General features: G+C 61.8%; 17 protein-coding genes. 9 read left to right on the top strand and 8 right to left on the bottom strand.

Annotated features, from left to right (window positions below; translation table 11 throughout):
* Window positions 1-418: 418 nt before the first annotated feature.
* Window positions 419-1618 (bottom strand): tyrosine--tRNA ligase, encoded by a 1200-nt coding sequence (tyrS, locus tag ACIPW4_RS02955; protein ID WP_400654592.1) that lies wholly within the window; start codon window positions 1616-1618, stop codon window positions 419-421.
* A gap of 215 nt (window positions 1619-1833) precedes the next feature.
* On the opposite strand from tyrS, the gene ACIPW4_RS02950 reads away from it, so the two are divergent.
* Together ACIPW4_RS02950 and ACIPW4_RS02945 are read left to right on the top strand one after the other, a co-directional pair.
* A complete protein-coding gene (locus ACIPW4_RS02950) occupies window positions 1834-3252 on the top strand; it encodes a peptidoglycan DD-metalloendopeptidase family protein (RefSeq protein ID WP_400654591.1) in 1419 nt (472 codons plus the stop codon).
* A gap of 3 nt (window positions 3253-3255) precedes the next feature.
* Complete coding sequence (locus tag ACIPW4_RS02945; RefSeq protein ID WP_400654588.1) at window positions 3256-4347, top strand: anhydro-N-acetylmuramic acid kinase; 1092 nt, start codon at window positions 3256-3258, stop codon at window positions 4345-4347.
* A 57-nt stretch (window positions 4348-4404) separates the two neighbouring features.
* Here the strand turns inward: ACIPW4_RS02945 and erpA are convergent, their stop codons facing one another.
* Window positions 4405-4755: an iron-sulfur cluster insertion protein ErpA gene (gene erpA / locus ACIPW4_RS02940; protein WP_027917433.1), complete on the bottom strand. Its 351-nt coding sequence runs from the start codon at window positions 4753-4755 to the stop codon at window positions 4405-4407.
* Window positions 4756-4901: 146 nt separating this feature from the next.
* Window positions 4902-5936, bottom strand: a complete 1035-nt coding sequence (argC, locus tag ACIPW4_RS02935; RefSeq protein ID WP_019472953.1) for an N-acetyl-gamma-glutamyl-phosphate reductase — start codon at window positions 5934-5936, stop codon at window positions 4902-4904.
* Between the two features lie 142 nt (window positions 5937-6078).
* Here argC and hemJ point away from each other — a divergent pair, with 142 nt between their 5' ends.
* The 6 genes from hemJ (at window position 6079) to ACIPW4_RS02905 (ending at window position 10500) form a co-directional block, all read left to right on the top strand.
* A complete protein-coding gene (hemJ, locus tag ACIPW4_RS02930; protein ID WP_400654586.1) occupies window positions 6079-6504 on the top strand; it encodes a protoporphyrinogen oxidase HemJ in 426 nt (141 codons plus the stop codon).
* A gap of 23 nt (window positions 6505-6527) precedes the next feature.
* Window positions 6528-7484, top strand: coding sequence for an NAD(P)H-dependent flavin oxidoreductase (locus ACIPW4_RS02925; protein ID WP_400654584.1), 957 nt, complete (start codon window positions 6528-6530; stop codon window positions 7482-7484).
* Between the two features lie 67 nt (window positions 7485-7551).
* Window positions 7552-8334 (top strand): SDR family NAD(P)-dependent oxidoreductase, encoded by a 783-nt coding sequence (locus ACIPW4_RS02920; RefSeq protein WP_400654582.1) that lies wholly within the window; start codon window positions 7552-7554, stop codon window positions 8332-8334.
* 62 nt (window positions 8335-8396) lie between these two features.
* The gene (locus ACIPW4_RS02915) at window positions 8397-8735 is read left to right on the top strand and encodes a histidine triad nucleotide-binding protein (protein ID WP_294336836.1); all 339 of its coding nucleotides are present in this window, start codon (window positions 8397-8399) and stop codon (window positions 8733-8735) included.
* 66 nt (window positions 8736-8801) lie between these two features.
* Window positions 8802-9449, top strand: a complete 648-nt coding sequence (gene coq7 / locus ACIPW4_RS02910) for a 2-polyprenyl-3-methyl-6-methoxy-1,4-benzoquinone monooxygenase (protein WP_400654580.1) — start codon at window positions 8802-8804, stop codon at window positions 9447-9449.
* A gap of 10 nt (window positions 9450-9459) precedes the next feature.
* Window positions 9460-10500, top strand: coding sequence for a DUF2157 domain-containing protein (locus ACIPW4_RS02905; protein ID WP_400654578.1), 1041 nt, complete (start codon window positions 9460-9462; stop codon window positions 10498-10500).
* 43 nt (window positions 10501-10543) lie between these two features.
* On the opposite strand, the gene ACIPW4_RS02900 is transcribed toward ACIPW4_RS02905, so the two are convergent.
* On the bottom strand, window positions 10544-10966 hold the full coding sequence (locus ACIPW4_RS02900) for an OsmC family protein (RefSeq protein ID WP_004376171.1): 423 nt from the start codon (window positions 10964-10966) through the stop codon (window positions 10544-10546).
* A gap of 191 nt (window positions 10967-11157) precedes the next feature.
* Here ACIPW4_RS02900 and crp point away from each other — a divergent pair, with 191 nt between their 5' ends.
* Entirely contained in the window at window positions 11158-11802 is a 645-nt protein-coding gene (gene crp / locus ACIPW4_RS02895) for a cAMP-activated global transcriptional regulator CRP (RefSeq protein WP_400654577.1), read from the top strand.
* Here crp and ACIPW4_RS02890 read toward each other — a convergent pair.
* The 4 genes from ACIPW4_RS02890 to ACIPW4_RS02875 form a co-directional block, all read right to left on the bottom strand.
* Complete coding sequence (locus tag ACIPW4_RS02890; protein ID WP_400654575.1) at window positions 11799-12503, bottom strand: biotin/lipoate A/B protein ligase family protein; 705 nt, start codon at window positions 12501-12503, stop codon at window positions 11799-11801. The two genes, crp and ACIPW4_RS02890, sit on opposite strands and share 4 nt — an antisense overlap.
* 166 nt (window positions 12504-12669) lie before the next feature.
* Window positions 12670-13503 carry an indole-3-glycerol phosphate synthase TrpC gene (gene trpC / locus ACIPW4_RS02885; protein ID WP_400654573.1) on the bottom strand — a complete coding sequence of 278 codons (834 nt, stop codon included), beginning with the start codon at window positions 13501-13503 and terminating at the stop codon, window positions 12670-12672.
* Window positions 13500-14549, bottom strand: coding sequence for an anthranilate phosphoribosyltransferase (gene trpD / locus ACIPW4_RS02880; RefSeq protein WP_400654571.1), 1050 nt, complete (start codon window positions 14547-14549; stop codon window positions 13500-13502). Before trpD ends, trpC begins: the two co-directional genes overlap by 4 nt.
* Window positions 14550-14558: 9 nt before the next feature.
* Window positions 14559-15152: an aminodeoxychorismate/anthranilate synthase component II gene (locus tag ACIPW4_RS02875; protein WP_400654569.1), complete on the bottom strand. Its 594-nt coding sequence runs from the start codon at window positions 15150-15152 to the stop codon at window positions 14559-14561.
* Window positions 15153-15352: the final 200 nt, after the last annotated feature.

Raw genomic sequence — 15352 nt, 5'->3', positions numbered from 1 at the left:
GAAACTCGTTTAGCTTCAAACACTTGACTCGCTGCGATCTCTCGTAGCGGGAGGCGAATAATACAGCGTTTAAAACCGCTGTCAACCTTCATCTCGACCGCTATCGATCATTCGATCGAAGCCCTTTCAGTGACCTCTTAACAATCTAACTCATTGAATTTCAAGGAGTTTGTCGTTCCGATGTCGCTGGAAGTGGGGCGCATTATAAGGGGATTCGAGAGGGCGTCAACCTTTAATTTCATTAAATTGAAATATAAGGGAAAAACACCATATCAGGGCTGACAGGTGCCTGCCTTGATGCAAGCCGCGCCCATGAGACCCAACACAATTTCAAGACAACCGCCACCAGCCCACCCCAAAAACAAAGCGGGGAGGCCTACCGGCCTCCCCGCTTCTATATAGCTACACCGCCAGACTATCACTCAGCCTTGAGGGTAACCCGGCCAAACGACTTCTTGCCTGCCTGGCATACATGGGTCGCACCAACAACAAACACGAAGTCCTTATCGACCACTGCACCATCGACCTTCACCGCGCCACCACTAAGCAGGTCACGCGCCTGCGCCGAGTTCTTCACCAGGCCTGCACGGTTCAGCACGGCAGCGATCGGCAAGTCTTCAGCCGCAGCCACTTCGATCTCCGGCAGATCTTCCGGCAGCTCGCCCTCTTTCATGCGGTTACCCGCAGCACGGTGCGCATTGGCCGCTGCCTCTTCACCATGGAAGCGCGCAACGATCTCTTCGGCCAGCTTGATCTTGACGTCCCGTGGATTGGCGCCATTGGCAACATCGGCGCGGAACTGCTCGATCTCTTCCATCGAACGGAAGCTCAGCAGCTCGAAATAACGCCACATCAGGGTGTCCGGGATCGACACCAGCTTGCTGTACATGACGCCCGGTGCCTCCTGGATACCGACATAGTTACCCAGCGACTTGGACATCTTCTTCACGCCATCGAGCCCTTCGAGCAACGGCATGGTCACGATGTTCTGGGCTTCCTGACCATATGAACGCTGCAGCTCGCGCCCCATCAGCAGGTTGAATTTCTGATCGGTACCGCCCAGCTCCACATCGGCCTTCAGTGCCACCGAGTCGTAACCCTGCACCAGCGGGTAAAGGAACTCATGAATAGCGATTGGCTGATTGGTGGTGTAGCGCTTGTCGAAGTCATCACGCTCGAGCATGCGCGCAACGGTGTACTGCGATGCCAGGCGAATGAAATCCGCCGGGGTTAGCTGGTCCATCCAGGTGGAGTTGAACGCGACTTCGGTCTTGGCCGGGTCGAGAATCTTGAACACCTGCTGCTTGTAGGTCTCGGCGTTTTCCAGCACCTGCTCGCGGGTCAGCGGTGGGCGCGTGGCGCTCTTGCCACTCGGATCACCGATCATGCCGGTGAAGTCACCGATCAGGAAGATGACCTGATGCCCCAGTTCCTGGAACTGACGCAGCTTGTTGATCAGCACCGTGTGCCCCAAATGAAGGTCAGGTGCAGTCGGGTCGAAGCCTGCCTTGATACGCAGAGGCTGGCCGCGCTTGAGCTTCTCGACCAGTTCCGACTCGACCAACACCTCTTCCGCACCGCGCTTGATAAGCGCCAGCTGCTCTTCAACCGACTTCATAGACAGACCCGCAAGGCTCAGATTCAAAGGGAGCCAACCATACAAGATCGGCCATCAATTACAAGTTTCGAAATGAAATGTGACCCGACCGCCGCGTCACGGCGTCTACGCGCCCTTGCGCGAAAATAGATTTGGTTATATTTTATACAGTTATTTCATCTTCATCATGTCATTCATCTTTTCCATATTCATTTTTCTTCAAAGTCACCTTACCTATGACCAACGAAACGCCTAAAGCGCCCCCGCTTTATCCGAAAAGCCATCTGTTGGCCGCCAGCGGGATCGCTGCCCTGCTCAGCCTGGCATTGCTGGTATTTCCCTCCAGCGAAGTCGAAGCCAAGAAGACCACGCTCAGCCTTGAGCTGGAGAGCCCGGCCGAACAGCTGAAGGACGAGTCCACCGCCGCCCCGCTGGTACAGACTCAAGCCGATCAGGGGTCTCCCTTCGCCCAGATCGATGGCGCAGAAACCAACACCGAACAGGCTGCACAAGAAGCGCCTGCCACCGAAAAAAAGCCTGATGCCCAGGAGCCAGCTCACCGTGAAGTGACCGTAGCCCGCGGCGATACCCTTTCTACCCTGTTCGCCAAGGTCGGCCTGCCGGCAAACGCGGTGCACGACCTGCTGGCCGGCAACAAGCAGGCCAAGCAGTTCAGCCAGCTCAAGCATGGCCAGGTACTGCAGTTCGAACTCGACAAAGACGGCCAGCTGGCCAGCCTGCACAGCAAGGTCAGCAACCTCGAAACCATCCGCCTGACCAAGAACGCCAAGGGCTACACCTTCGATCGTGAGATCAGCAAGCCTGTCGTTCGCACCGCATACGCCCACGGCGTGATCAAGAGCTCGCTGTCGGCCTCGGCCCAGCGTGCCGGCCTGTCCCACAGCATGACCATGGACATGGCCAAGGTCCTGGGCTACGACATCGACTTCGCTCAGGATATTCGTCCGGGCGATGAGTTCGACGTGGTCTACGAGCAGAAGATCATGGACGGCAAGGTAGTCGGCACCGGCAATATCCTGTCCGCACGCTTCACCAACCGCGGCAAGACCTACACCGCCGTGCGTTACACCAACAAGCAGGGCAACACCAGCTACTACACCGCCGACGGCAACAGCCTGCGCAAGGCGTTCATCCGTACCCCGGTCGACTTCGCTCGTATCAGCTCGCGCTTTTCCGCCGGCCGCAAGCACCCGATCCTGAACAAGATCCGTGCACACAAGGGCGTCGACTACGCCGCCCCGCGTGGGACACCAATCAAGGCGGCAGGTGATGGTCGCATCGAGCTGGCTGGCCGCCGCGGCGGCTACGGCAACACCGTGATCATTGCTCACGGCAACCGCTACAAGACGCTGTATGGTCACATGCAGGGCTTTGCCAAGGGCATCAAGACCGGCAGCAGCGTGAAGCAAGGCCAGATCATCGGTTACATCGGTACCACTGGCCTGTCGACCGGCCCGCACCTGCACTACGAGTTCCAGGTCAACGGCGTGCATGTCGACCCGCTGAGCCAGAAGGTGCCGATGTCTGACCCGATCGCCAAGAACGAGCGCCAGCGTTTCCTGCAGCAAAGCCAACCACTGATCGCCCGCATGGACCAGGAAAAGGCCACCATGCTCGCGGCGAACAAGCGCTGACCCATGGCGCTTTACCTGGGGGTGATGTCCGGTACCAGCCTTGACGGCCTGGACATCGCCTTGATCGAACAAGGCGAACAGCTGCAACTGCTTGCCACCCATTACCTGCCGATGCCGGCCGACCTGCGCCAGGAGCTGCTCAAGCTCTGCAGCAGTGGCCCTGACGAGATTGCCCGCGCTGCCCTGACGGAAAACCGCTGGGCCAGCCTGGCAGGTGAAGGTGTGCGGCAATTGCTGGCCAAACACGGGCTTCAGGCCGACGGCATCCGTGCCATCGGCAGCCACGGCCAGACCATCCGCCATGAGCCGGCTCGCGGATTTACCGTACAGATCGGCAACCCGGCGCTGCTTGCCGAGCTTACCGGTATCAGCGTGGTCGCCGACTTCCGCCGTCGTGATGTCGCAGCGGGCGGTCAGGGCGCCCCACTGGTGCCGGCCTTCCATGAAACCTTGTTCAGCCACCTCGGCCAGCGGCTGGCAGTGCTCAATGTAGGGGGTTTCAGCAACCTGAGCCTGATCGATCGCGATCAGCCCGTACATGGCTTCGACTGCGGGCCGGGCAACGTGCTGCTGGACGCCTGGATCGAGCGCAAGCGTGGCCAGGCCTATGATGCCGATGGTGCCTGGGCTGCCAGTGGCAGGGTACAAGTCGATTTGCTCGACAGCCTGCTGAGCGACCCGTTCTTCGCCGGTAGCGGCCCGAAGAGCACCGGCCGCGAGGTGTTCAACCTGCCCTGGCTGGATGGCCATCTGTCTCGTCTGCCTGCCTACCGCGAAGAAGATGTCCAGGCAACCCTGCTGGAACTGACTGCGCGCAGTATCATCGAATCGCTGCAGCACGCCCAGAAGGACACCGAGGCGCTACTGGTATGCGGCGGCGGCGCTCGCAATGGTGCGCTGATGGCTCGCCTTGCCGAACTGCTGCCAGATGCCCGGGTCACCAGCACCGGCGCACACGGCGTGGATCCGGACTGGGTCGAGGCCATGGCCTTTGCCTGGCTCGCCCACTGCTGCCTCGAGGGCATTGCCGCGAACCGCCCCAGCGTGACGGGGGCCAAAGGGCTACGCGTACTCGGCGCGATCTATCCGGCCTGACCCCAGCCAGAATGCAAAACGCCGCGCAATAGCGCGGCGTTTTCGTACAACCCGGTTTCAGATCGAGAACGACGATCCACAGCCGCAGGTAGTAGCAGCGTTCGGGTTCTTGATCACGAAGCGCGAACCTTCCAGGCCTTCCTGGTAGTCCACTTCGGCGCCAGCCAGGTACTGGTAGCTCATCGGGTCGACCACCAGCGAAACGCCTTCACGCTCGACAATGGTGTCGTCTTCGGCAACGTCTTCATCGAAGGTGAAACCGTACTGGAAGCCCGAGCAGCCGCCACCGGTGACGAATACGCGCAGCTTCAGGCGGTCATTGCCTTCTTCGGAAACCAGGTTCTTCACCTTTTGCGCGGCGCCGTGGGTGAATTCCAAAGCCGTAGGGGTGAAGGTTTCGACGCTCATGTAGATTCTCCCGGCGCAGTAGCCGCCATAAAACTCGATGACGCGCATTATCCGCTTCTCCGAGAAAATTGGTCAAGAATTGTGCGGCTTTAGTCGCGACAAACAAAAAGGCCCGCACGCGGCGGGCCCTTTCCATCAGCAAGTGCTTACGGCAGCAGGCCGGCGTGGGACAAGCCCATGCGTTCATCCAGGCCGAACAGGATGTTGAGGTTCTGCACCGCCTGGCCCGACGCGCCCTTGACCAGGTTGTCGATGACCGACAGCACCACCACCAGATCACCACCCTGCGGGCGATGAACGGCGATGCGGCAGACGTTGGCACCGCGCACGCTGCGGGTTTCCGGGTGGCTGCCGGCCGGCATTACGTCGACGAACGGCTCGTCGGCGTAGCGTTTCTCGAACAGCGCCTGCAGGTCGACCGAGGTATCGACGACGTTCGCGTACAGGGTGGCGTGGATACCACGGATCATCGGCGTCAGGTGCGGTACGAAGGTCAGGCCGATGTCCTTGCCGGCAGCCAGGCGCAGGCCCTGGCTGATTTCGGGCAGGTGACGGTGACCTTTGACCGCGTAGGCCTTCATGCTTTCGCCAGCCTCACAGAACAGCGAGCCAACCGCCGCACCACGGCCCGCGCCGCTGACGCCCGACTTGCAGTCGGCGATCAGGCGCGACGGGTCGGCCAGGCCGGCTTCGAGCAGGGGCAGGAAGCCCAGCTGGGTGGCGGTCGGATAGCAACCCGGTACGGCAATCAGGCGCGCCTGGCGGATCTTTTCACGATTGACTTCAGGCAAGCCGTAGACGGCGTCCTTGAGCAACTCTGGAGCACCATGCGGCTGGCCATACCACTTGCCCCATTCGGTCGCGTCCTGCAGGCGGAAGTCTGCAGACAGGTCGATGACCTTGGTCCCGGCAGCCAGCAGTTCGCCAGCCAGGGCGTGTGCGACGCCGTGCGGGGTGGCGAAGAACACCACGTCGCAGGCGGCCAGGGCCTTGCTGTCCGGCACGCTGAAAGCCAGGCCGTCATAGTGGCCGCGCAGGTTCGGGTACATGTCGGCGACCGCCACGCCCGCCTCGGAGCGCGAAGTGATGACCGCCACTTCGGCCTGTGGATGCTGTGCCAGCAGACGCAACAGTTCGACGCCGGTGTAACCCGTGCCGCCGACGATACCGACCTTGATCATAACGCTTGCCCCTTATCAACGAACCGTCTAGAAAGCGCACGATAATAGGGGCGCACAGCGTCTGTAACAACTCTTGGGGTGCCCCTTCAGGCGCTTGGGCTCTACTATCTGACGACCGTGATTACCTGAAGGAACTCCCTCCATGCTTTACCTATGGATCAAAGCGCTGCATATCGTCAGCGTGGTCTGCTGGTTCGCCGGCCTGTTCTACTTGCCCAGGCTGTTCGTCTACCACGCCCAGAGCCAGGACAGCATCAGCCAGGACCGCTTCGTCACCATGGAGCGCAAGCTGTACCGCGGCATCATGAACCCGGCCATGATCGCTACCTATGTGTTCGGCGCCTGGATGCTCTACCTCACTCCCGGCTGGCTGAGCCAGGGCTGGCTGCATGCCAAGCTCACCCTGGTGATCCTGCTGACCGGCTACCATCACATCTGTGGCGCCCAGCGCAAGCGCTTTGCCGCTGGCACCAATACCCGCAGCCATGTGTACTACAGATGGTTCAACGAAGTACCGGTGCTGATCCTGCTGGGTATCGTGATTCTCGTGGTGGTCAAACCGTTCTGACATAAAACGATGGAGCCTTGCCCATGTCCCTGCCTGCTTCGCTCGAACACCGCCTGCGCTTGCCTGTGGTTGCAGCACCGATGTTCCTGATTTCCAACCCCGAGTTGGTGCTGGCCTGCTGCGGCAGTGGTGTGGTCGGCAGCTTTCCGGCACTGAACCAGCGTGACAGCGCCGGCTTCAAGGCCTGGCTGGAGGAAATCGAGGCAGGCCTGGCGCAGTTGCAGGCGCCAGCCCCCTATGCGGTAAACCTGATCGTCCATCCGACCAACCCGCGGTTACAGGCTGATCTGGCACTCTGCGTCGAGCACCGCGTGCCTATCGTCATAACCAGCCTCGGTGCCGTGAAGGAAGTGGTGGATGCAGTACACGGCTATGGCGGCCTGGTCTTTCATGACGTGACCACCCGGCGGCACGGGGAGAAAGCCGCCGAGGCCGGCGTCGATGGCCTGATCGCCGTAGCGGCAGGTGCCGGCGGGCATGCCGGAACCTGGAGCCCGTTCGCCCTGGCGGCCGAAATCCGTCAGTTCTTCGACAAGACCTTGCTGCTGGCCGGCTGCATCAACCACGGCCACGAGATTCTCGCCGCGCAGTTGCTGGGTGCGGACCTCGCCTACATGGGCACACGCTTCATCGCCAGCCAGGAAAGCCATGCCCAGGAAGCCTACAAGCAGATGCTGCTGAATGCCCAAGCTGCCGACATCATCCACACCCCTGCCGTATCCGGCATCCCGGCCAGCTTCCTGCGTCCCAGCCTGGAACAGGCCGGCTATGACCTCGCGGCACTGAAATCCGGGCACGAGCAAGGCAAGCTCAAGCCAATCGACGACGAAGCCAAGGCCTGGAAAACCGTCTGGTCGGCCGGCCAAGGCGTAGGTGACATCCATGATCTCCCGGCCGCCGCCACACTCATCGAGCGCCTGCACGGCGAGTATCGCGGCGCCTTGGAGCGTACACAGGCGTTGCGCGCCAAGGCCCTGTAGCAAAAGGCAACAACTCACCCGGCCAGGCTGTACACTAGGCGCCCTCTTCAGCCCCCAGGAGCCTTGCATGACCCGTTACGCCATGATCACCGGTGCTTCCAGCGGCCTGGGCCTGGCCCTGGCGGAAGCCCTGGCGCGGCGCGGGCGCAACCTGATTCTGGTGGCACGCCATCGAGAAACACTGGAGCCGGTAGCGCTCGAGTTGGCCCAGCGCTTCGGTGTCGAAGTACTGCTGCGCGCCTGCGACCTCAGCCAACCCCTGCGCCTGTCCGGTTTCGTGCTGGAACTAGAAGAAGGCGAGCGACGCATCGACCTGCTGGTCAACTGCGCCGGCCAACGCACCTACGGCCCATTCCTGGCCCACGAATGGGCCGACGAGCAGGACCTGCTAGAGGTCAATATCCTTGCCCTGAGCCGCCTGTGCCACGCCATCGGCAACCTGATGGCCGTGCAGGGTGGCGGGCAGATTCTCAACGTCGCCGGCCTGGCCGCCGTCGCGCCGGGGCCGGGTATGGCCACCTATGCCGCCAGCAAGGCCTATGTGATGCATTTCAGCGAAGCATTGCGCGAAGAGCTCAAGCCTGCCGGTATCAAGGTTTCGGTACTTTGCCCCGGCCCGGTTCGCTCATCGCGCCGACGCATCCCCAGGCTGGAAGGCAGCAGTCGCTGCCTGAGCCCTGAAGAAGTAGCGCTTTTCACCGTGCGCGCACTGGCCAGGAATCGCGCAGTGATCATGCCGGTGCTGCGCAACCGCTGGCTGGCCCTGGCGCCCCGCCTGCTGCCGCGCTGGCTGACGCGCAAGCTGGCCGGTTTCATCCACCGCCGCTATTGCCCGGTCGGCATGGAATAGCCACTGGGCGAGTGGCGCGGGGCTGAGTACACTCGGCCGACACTCACCATGGAGCAAGTGCTGTGGAAGATTTATTCATCAAGATCATCAACCGGGAGATCCCGGCGAAGATCATCTACGAGGACGACCAGGTTCTGGCGTTCCACGACATCATGCCGCAGGCGCCAGTGCATTTTTTGGTCATCCCGAAAAAGCACATTCGCACCCTCAATGACCTGACCGAAGAGGACAAGGGCCTAGCCGGTCACATCCTGTTCACAGCCCAACGCCTCGCCAAGGAACTGGGCTGCGAGGACGGCTTCCGTGTGGTCATGAACTGCAACGAGCAAGGCGGCCAGACCGTTTACCACATCCACATGCACGTGCTCGGCCAGCGCCAGATGCACTGGCCACCGGGCTGACCCAAGGCAAGCCGCCTCCGGGCGATTGAGGTAAACTGTCGGGCATCACTTCAGCGGAGGTGCCCGATGGCCACCGAACGTCACTACTCGCCGCTCGACCGCTTGTTGCTGCAGGCAGATACTGCCATGCGCACCTTGCTGCCCTTCAGCGGCCAACCATCCCGCCCATCGCCGGCAATCATCCAGCCGGATGCGGAGCTGGATGACAACCAGACCCGCCACATTGCCGGGCTCATGCGCATCAACCACACCGGCGAAGTCTGCGCCCAGGCGCTGTATCAAGGCCAGGCCCTGACCGCCAAGCTGCCGCAGGTGCGCAAGGCCATGGAGCATGCCGCCGAGGAAGAAGTCGACCACCTGGCCTGGTGCGAACAGCGCATCCGCCAGCTGGGCAGCCACCCGAGCGTGCTCAATCCATTGTTCTACGGCATGTCGTTCGGCATCGGCGCCCTCGCCGGCCTGGTCAGCGACAAAGTCAGCCTTGGTTTCGTCGCCGCCACCGAGCATCAGGTGTGCAAGCATCTGGACGAACATCTGGAGCAGCTGCCGCAGGAAGACGAGAAATCCCGCGCCATCCTCGAACAGATGCGCGTGGATGAAGAGCAGCACGCCGAATCCGCGCTCGAAGCCGGCGGCTATCGCTTCCCGATGCCTGTGCGTTTCGGCATGAGCCTGCTGGCCAAGGTCATGACCAAGAGCACCTACCGCATCTAAGGGCACGCACATGACGGACCGTATCGACGCCAAGGACCTGGCGCGCGCCGTGCAAGCCGGCATTCTCCAGCCAGGCCAGGACCAGGCCCTGCTGGCGTTTCTGCGCCAGCAACCGCCCGCCCGGGGCAGTTTCCAGCTGGCCCATGTTGCCTTCTACTTCGGCGCCGTGCTGATCATGGGTGCGATGGGCTGGCTGCTCACCGAAGCCTGGATGACGATTGGCGACGGGGCGTTACTGGCAATCGCCACCCTATATGTCGTTCTTCTCACGTCGTTCGCCCTCAACCTGCAGGGTCGCAAGCAACCCGTTGCCGCCGGTGTACTGGCTGCCGTCGCGGTCAGCATCGTGCCGCTGGTGGTGTTCGCCATCGAACGCCTGACCGGCTGGTGGCCACTGGATGATGCGCAAGCGAACTACCACCAGTACTACACCTACGTGCAGGGCGGCTGGCTGCTGATGGAGGCCGCCACTGTGGTCGCCGGGCTGCTGATGTTGCGCCTGATCCCCTACCCCTTCGTGGTCATGCCGATTGCCGTGGCCCTGTGGTTCATGTCGATGGACCTGAGCGAATGGGTGTATGGCTCACCCTTCTCCTGGGAGCAGCGGCGCACGGTGTCACTCTGGTTCGGCTTGGGCTTGCTGGTGGTGTTTCTGGTGGTCGACGGGCGTACCCGCGAGGACTATGCCCATTGGGGCTACCTGGCCGGTCTGGCGGCATTCTGGGGCGGGCTGACGATGATGGAGAGCGACAGTGAACTGGGCAAGGCGCTGTACTGCCTGATCAACCTGGGGCTGATGGGCATGGCGGTGCTGTTGCGCCGGCCGGTGTTCATGATCTTCGGGGCGCTGGGGGTAGCGGCTTATCTAGGGTATCTGTCTTACGAGGTGTTTGCCGAATCGTTGCTGTTCCCGGTGGTGCTGACCTTGATCGGGCTGGGAGTGATCGGCTTGGGATTGGGCTACCAGAAGCGACGGGAGCGGTTGAGCCGGGCAGTCAGAGGCAGCTTGCCGGAATGGTTGTTGAGCGCACTTCCGGCGCTGCGCGACTGACCCAGGATCGCCGGGGCTGTTGCACAGCCCCAAAAATCCGGACTCAGCCCAGCTCTACGATTTCGTAACCATGGGTGATTTCAACACCGGCACGTTCGAGCATGATCGACGCCGAGCAATACTTTTCGGCCGACAGCTCCACCGCACGCTTGACCTGGGCCTCTTTCAGCCCACGCCCTTTGACCACGAAGTTCATGTGGATCTTGGTGAACACCTTCGGGTCTTCGCTGGCACGCTCAGCTTCCAGGAAGGCTTCGCAGCTTTCCACCGCCTGGCGCGACTTCTTCAAGATGCTCACCACGTCGAAGCTGCTGCAGCCACCGAGGCCGAGCAGAAGCATTTCCATCGGGCGCACGCCCAGGTTGCGGCCACCGGCTTCGGGCGGGCCGTCCATCACCACCACGTGGCCGCTCCCCGATTCACCGAGGAACATCGCTTCACCGGCCCACTGGATGCGTGCCTTCATCTGTCCTTACTCCTGGATTTCGCAAAAGGGTGTCAGCTTAAGCCTTGTATGCCTGTCGGAAAAGCTCAATGCGAGTCGCTTTAGTGTCAAAACTTCTGGCGCTGTCTGATAAGCTGGCGCCAATTGACTGGCGCGTCGCGTCAGACAAGGTCTAACAAGAGCCTATGCCTCGCATCGAACAGGATTTCGTGATGGTTGCCTCAGCCCTACCCGCCAAGATCAAGAATATCGACAAGCTGCTGGTTCACTGCCAGCGCCGCCGCTACAGCGCCAAAAGCAACATCATCTGCGCCGGTGACCGTGCCGAAACGCTGTCGTTCATCATCAAGGGCTCGGTCACCATCCTGATCGAAGACGACGAAGGTCACGAGATGATCATCGCCTACCTCAACCACGGTGACTTCTTCGGCGAGCTCGGGCTGTTCGAGCCGATTGGCAGTGAGCAACAACGCAGCGCCTGGGTGCGCGCCAAGACCGAATGCGAAGTGGCCGAGATCAGCTACGACAAGTTCCGCGAACTGGCCCGCCAGGACCCGGAGATTCTCTACGCCCTGGGCACCCAGATGGCTCAGCGCCTGCGCAACACCACCCGCAAGGTCGGCGACCTGGCGTTCTTCGATGTCACCGGCCGCGTGGCCCGCTGCCTGCTCGACCTGTGCAAGCAACCGGATGCCATGACCCACCCGGACGGCATGCAGATCAAGATCACCCGCCAGGAAATCGGCCGTATCGTCGGTTGCTCGCGGGAAATGGTCGGCCGCGTCCTCAAGGACCTCGAAGAACGCAGCCTGGTTCAGGTCAAGGGCAAGACCATGGTGGTCTACGGAACCCGTTAATCCTTGGGCAGGGCCGCCAGTACAGCGCGGTAGGCCAGGGACAGGCGCTCGAACCAGGGCGCCTCGGGTGCCACTTCGTGCAGGGCGATGTGGCTGTCGGCGCGGCAGCGCTGCTCCAGCTCGCAACATTCATTGAAGCGGTTGACCGCCGCGACCATCGACTCGCGCTCGTTGTCCAGCAGCAGCGCGCCATGCACCAGCACCACCGGGCGCTTGCCACCCAGGCCCTGGCGCCAGCGCTGGGCCGTGCCGACCAGCTTGCGGCCATTGAGGTTGACGTTGTAGCGGCCGTCGCAGAAGGCACCGTCGATCTCGCCCACCGATGCCACGCCGCCCCACTCGCGCAGCACCTCACACAATGGCAGGCACAGCCGCTCATAGGCACTTTCGATTCGGCCGTGATCACCTTCGCTGCGCGGGGCCACGTAGACCAGCGCAACGTTCACCGTCGAATGCGACTGCGGCACTGGCTCGCCACCGGTTTCGCGCAACAGCACCGGCCAGCCGGCAATCGCCAGTTCGGAACAGGCAGCTTCGAAGTTGTCCAGCCGGCTCATGCGCCGGGGCATGACCAGAGCGTGGTCGGTGGGGCGCCAGAACAGCACGCCGCAATCACGCTCGCCGCGGCAGACGGCAGCCAGCAGCTCCTGCTCGGCGTGCAGGCCTTGCTCGACGGTGAGAGCCAGGGGTTGATCGGTCATTGTCCACCTTTGATGTTGGGTTGACCGGCCTCTTCGCGGGCACGCCCGCTCCCACAGGTACAGCGCAGCCCTGAAGATTGTGGGTTCCCTGTGGGAGCGGGCGTGCCCGCGAAGAGGCCAGAACAGACATACAAAAAAGCCGGCATAAAGCCGGCTTGGTTTTCGATCAGTCCAGAGGCTGAACAGTCTTCTTCACCTGCTCCGGGAAGAACAACCGTTGCAGTTCCAGCCCCGGCTGCTCGGCGCGCATGAACGCCTCACCGACCAGGAACGAGTAGACCTCATTGATTTCCATCAGCTCGACATCGGCGCGGTTGAGAATACCGCTCTCGGTGATCGCCAGGCGATCGCGTGGAATGCGGGGCAACAGGTCGAGCGTGGTTTCCAGGCTGACCTCGAAGGTGTGCAGGTTACGGTTGTTAACCCCCACCAACGGTGTATCAAGGGTCTTCAGCGCGCGTTCCAGCTCATCGCCATCATGCACTTCGACCAGCACGTCGAGGCCGACATCCTTGGCCACCGAAGCCAGTTCGGCCATCTTCACATCATCCAGCGCCGAAACGATCAACAGCACGCAGTCGGCACCCAGGGCACGGGCCTCGACGATCTGGTACGGATCGACCATGAAGTCCTTGCGGATCACCGGCAGCGAAACGGCAGCGCGAGCTTGCTGCAGATACTCGTCGGCACCCTGGAAGTAATCCACATCGGTCAGCACCGACAGGCAGGTTGCCCCACCCTTCTCGTAGCTGACGGCAATCTCGGCCGGCACGAAGTTCTCGCGGATCACGCCTTTGCTCGGCGAAGCCTTCTTGATTTCAGCAATCACCGCCGGCTGCTTGCGTTTGGCCTGCTCGATCAGCGCATTGGCAAAGCCACGCGGGGCATCGGCAGCCTTGGCCAACCGCTCCAGTTCGGCAAGGCTCACGCGCGCGCTGCGCTCGGCCACCTCCTGGAATTTGCGGGCGATGATCCTTTCCAGCACCGTCGGCACACTCATGCTTCGTTCTCCACCTTGAATACTGCAGTAAAGGCACCCAGTTCCTGCAGCTTCTCCCAGGCCAGCCCGGTGTGCAGTACGTCATGGGCCAGTTCCACGCCAGCCTTCAGGCTCATGGCATGGTCTGCGGCATACAGCGCCGCGCCAGCATTGAGCACGATCATTTCGGCAGCCTTCTGGCCGTTTTCAGTCTTGCGCCGGCCCAGGGCATCACGGATCAGCTCCAGCGAGGCCTGCGGGTTCTCGACGGCCAGGCCATGCAGGCTCTGACTCTTCATGCCAAGGTCTTCGGGTTCGACCCAGTATTCGGTGATCGCGTCGTTCTTCAATTCGGCGACGAAGGTTGGCGCAGCCAGGCTGAACTCGTCCAGGCCATCCTTCGAATGCACCACCAGCACATGCTTGCTGCCCAGGCGCTGCAGCACCTCGGCCAGCGGGCGGCACAGCGCCTGAGTGAACACGCCGACCACCTGGTGCTTCACGCCGGCCGGATTCGTAAGCGGGCCGAGCATGTTGAACAGGGTGCGCAGCCCCAGATCGCGACGCGGGCCAGCGGCATACTTCATTGCAGTGTGATGGCTTTGCGCGAACATGAAGCCTATCCCCAAGCTGTCGATGCAGCGGGCGACCTGGGTCGGGGTCAGGCTCAGGTAGATGCCAGCGGCTTCCAGCAGGTCGGCGCTACCGCTTTTGCCCGATACCGCGCGGTTGCCGTGTTTGGCCACGGTGCAGCCGGCAGCGGCGAGCACGAACGACGATGCCGTGGAGACGTTGAAAATGTTGGCACCATCGCCGCCGGTACCGACGATATCCACCACACCATCGAGGCTCTTCAGTTCAACCTTGTCGGCCAGCTCGCGCATCACCGAAACGGCACCTACGATCTCGTCGATGCTCTCGCTCTTCATGCGCATGCCCATCAGGAAGGCGCCAATCTGCGCCTCACTGCACTGACCCGTCATGATCTGGCGCATCACATCGCGCATTTCATCGGTGCTGAGGTCCAGGTGGCCGACAATACGGCTCAACGCGCTCTTGATATCCATGATCGGTCCTTAGCGGCGGCCGCCGGTCTGTTTGAGAAAGTTGGCGAACAGCTCGTGGCCCTGCTCGGTGAGAATGGATTCGGGGTGGAACTGTACCCCTTCGATATTCAGCGTTTTGTGACGCAGGCCCATGATCTCGTCGACCGAACCGTCTGCATGGGCAGTCCAGGCGGTGACTTCCAGGCAATCCGGCAGGGTTTCGCGCTTGACCACCAGGGAGTGGTAGCGAGTTACCGTGAGCGGGTTGTTGAGCTCGGCGAACACGCCAAGGTCGCGGTGGTGCACCGGGCTGGTCTTGCCGTGCATGACCTGACGGGCACGCACCACATCACCGCCAAAGGCCTGACCGATGGACTGGTGGCCCAGGCATACGCCCAGGATCGGCAGCTTGCCGGCAAAATGCAGGATGGCTTCGATGGACACGCCCGCTTCGCTTGGCGTGCATGGGCCAGGGGAAACGACAATGCGCTCGGGGTTCAGGGCTTCGATTTCGGCGATGGTCATTTCATCATTGCGAATGACCTTGACCTCGGCACCCAGCTCGCCAAGGTACTGAACAACGTTGTAAGTGAATGAGTCGTAATTGTCGATCATCAGTAACATCGGGCTAAACCTCTTGAATCTACTGACTTCAAAAATCGAACCTTCCTACACCGGCCATGGGCACGGCTTTGCCACGAAGGGCGGTCGCTAAACGGACAGGAAGGCAAACAGGGACGGGCCGGGCGGGCCGGCAGAAGATAAAGTCAGGCGCGCCAACGCCAACGGGCGTGGGCCTTGATAACGCGCATCAAGAGTTTGCT

The organism is Pseudomonas sp. NPDC089996 (assembly GCF_044748405.1).
In the GTDB taxonomy this organism is placed as follows: Bacteria; Pseudomonadota; Gammaproteobacteria; order Pseudomonadales; family Pseudomonadaceae; genus Aquipseudomonas.
The sequence above is the reverse complement of the archived record's forward strand: the minus strand, read 5'-3'. Positions and strand labels throughout refer to the sequence as shown.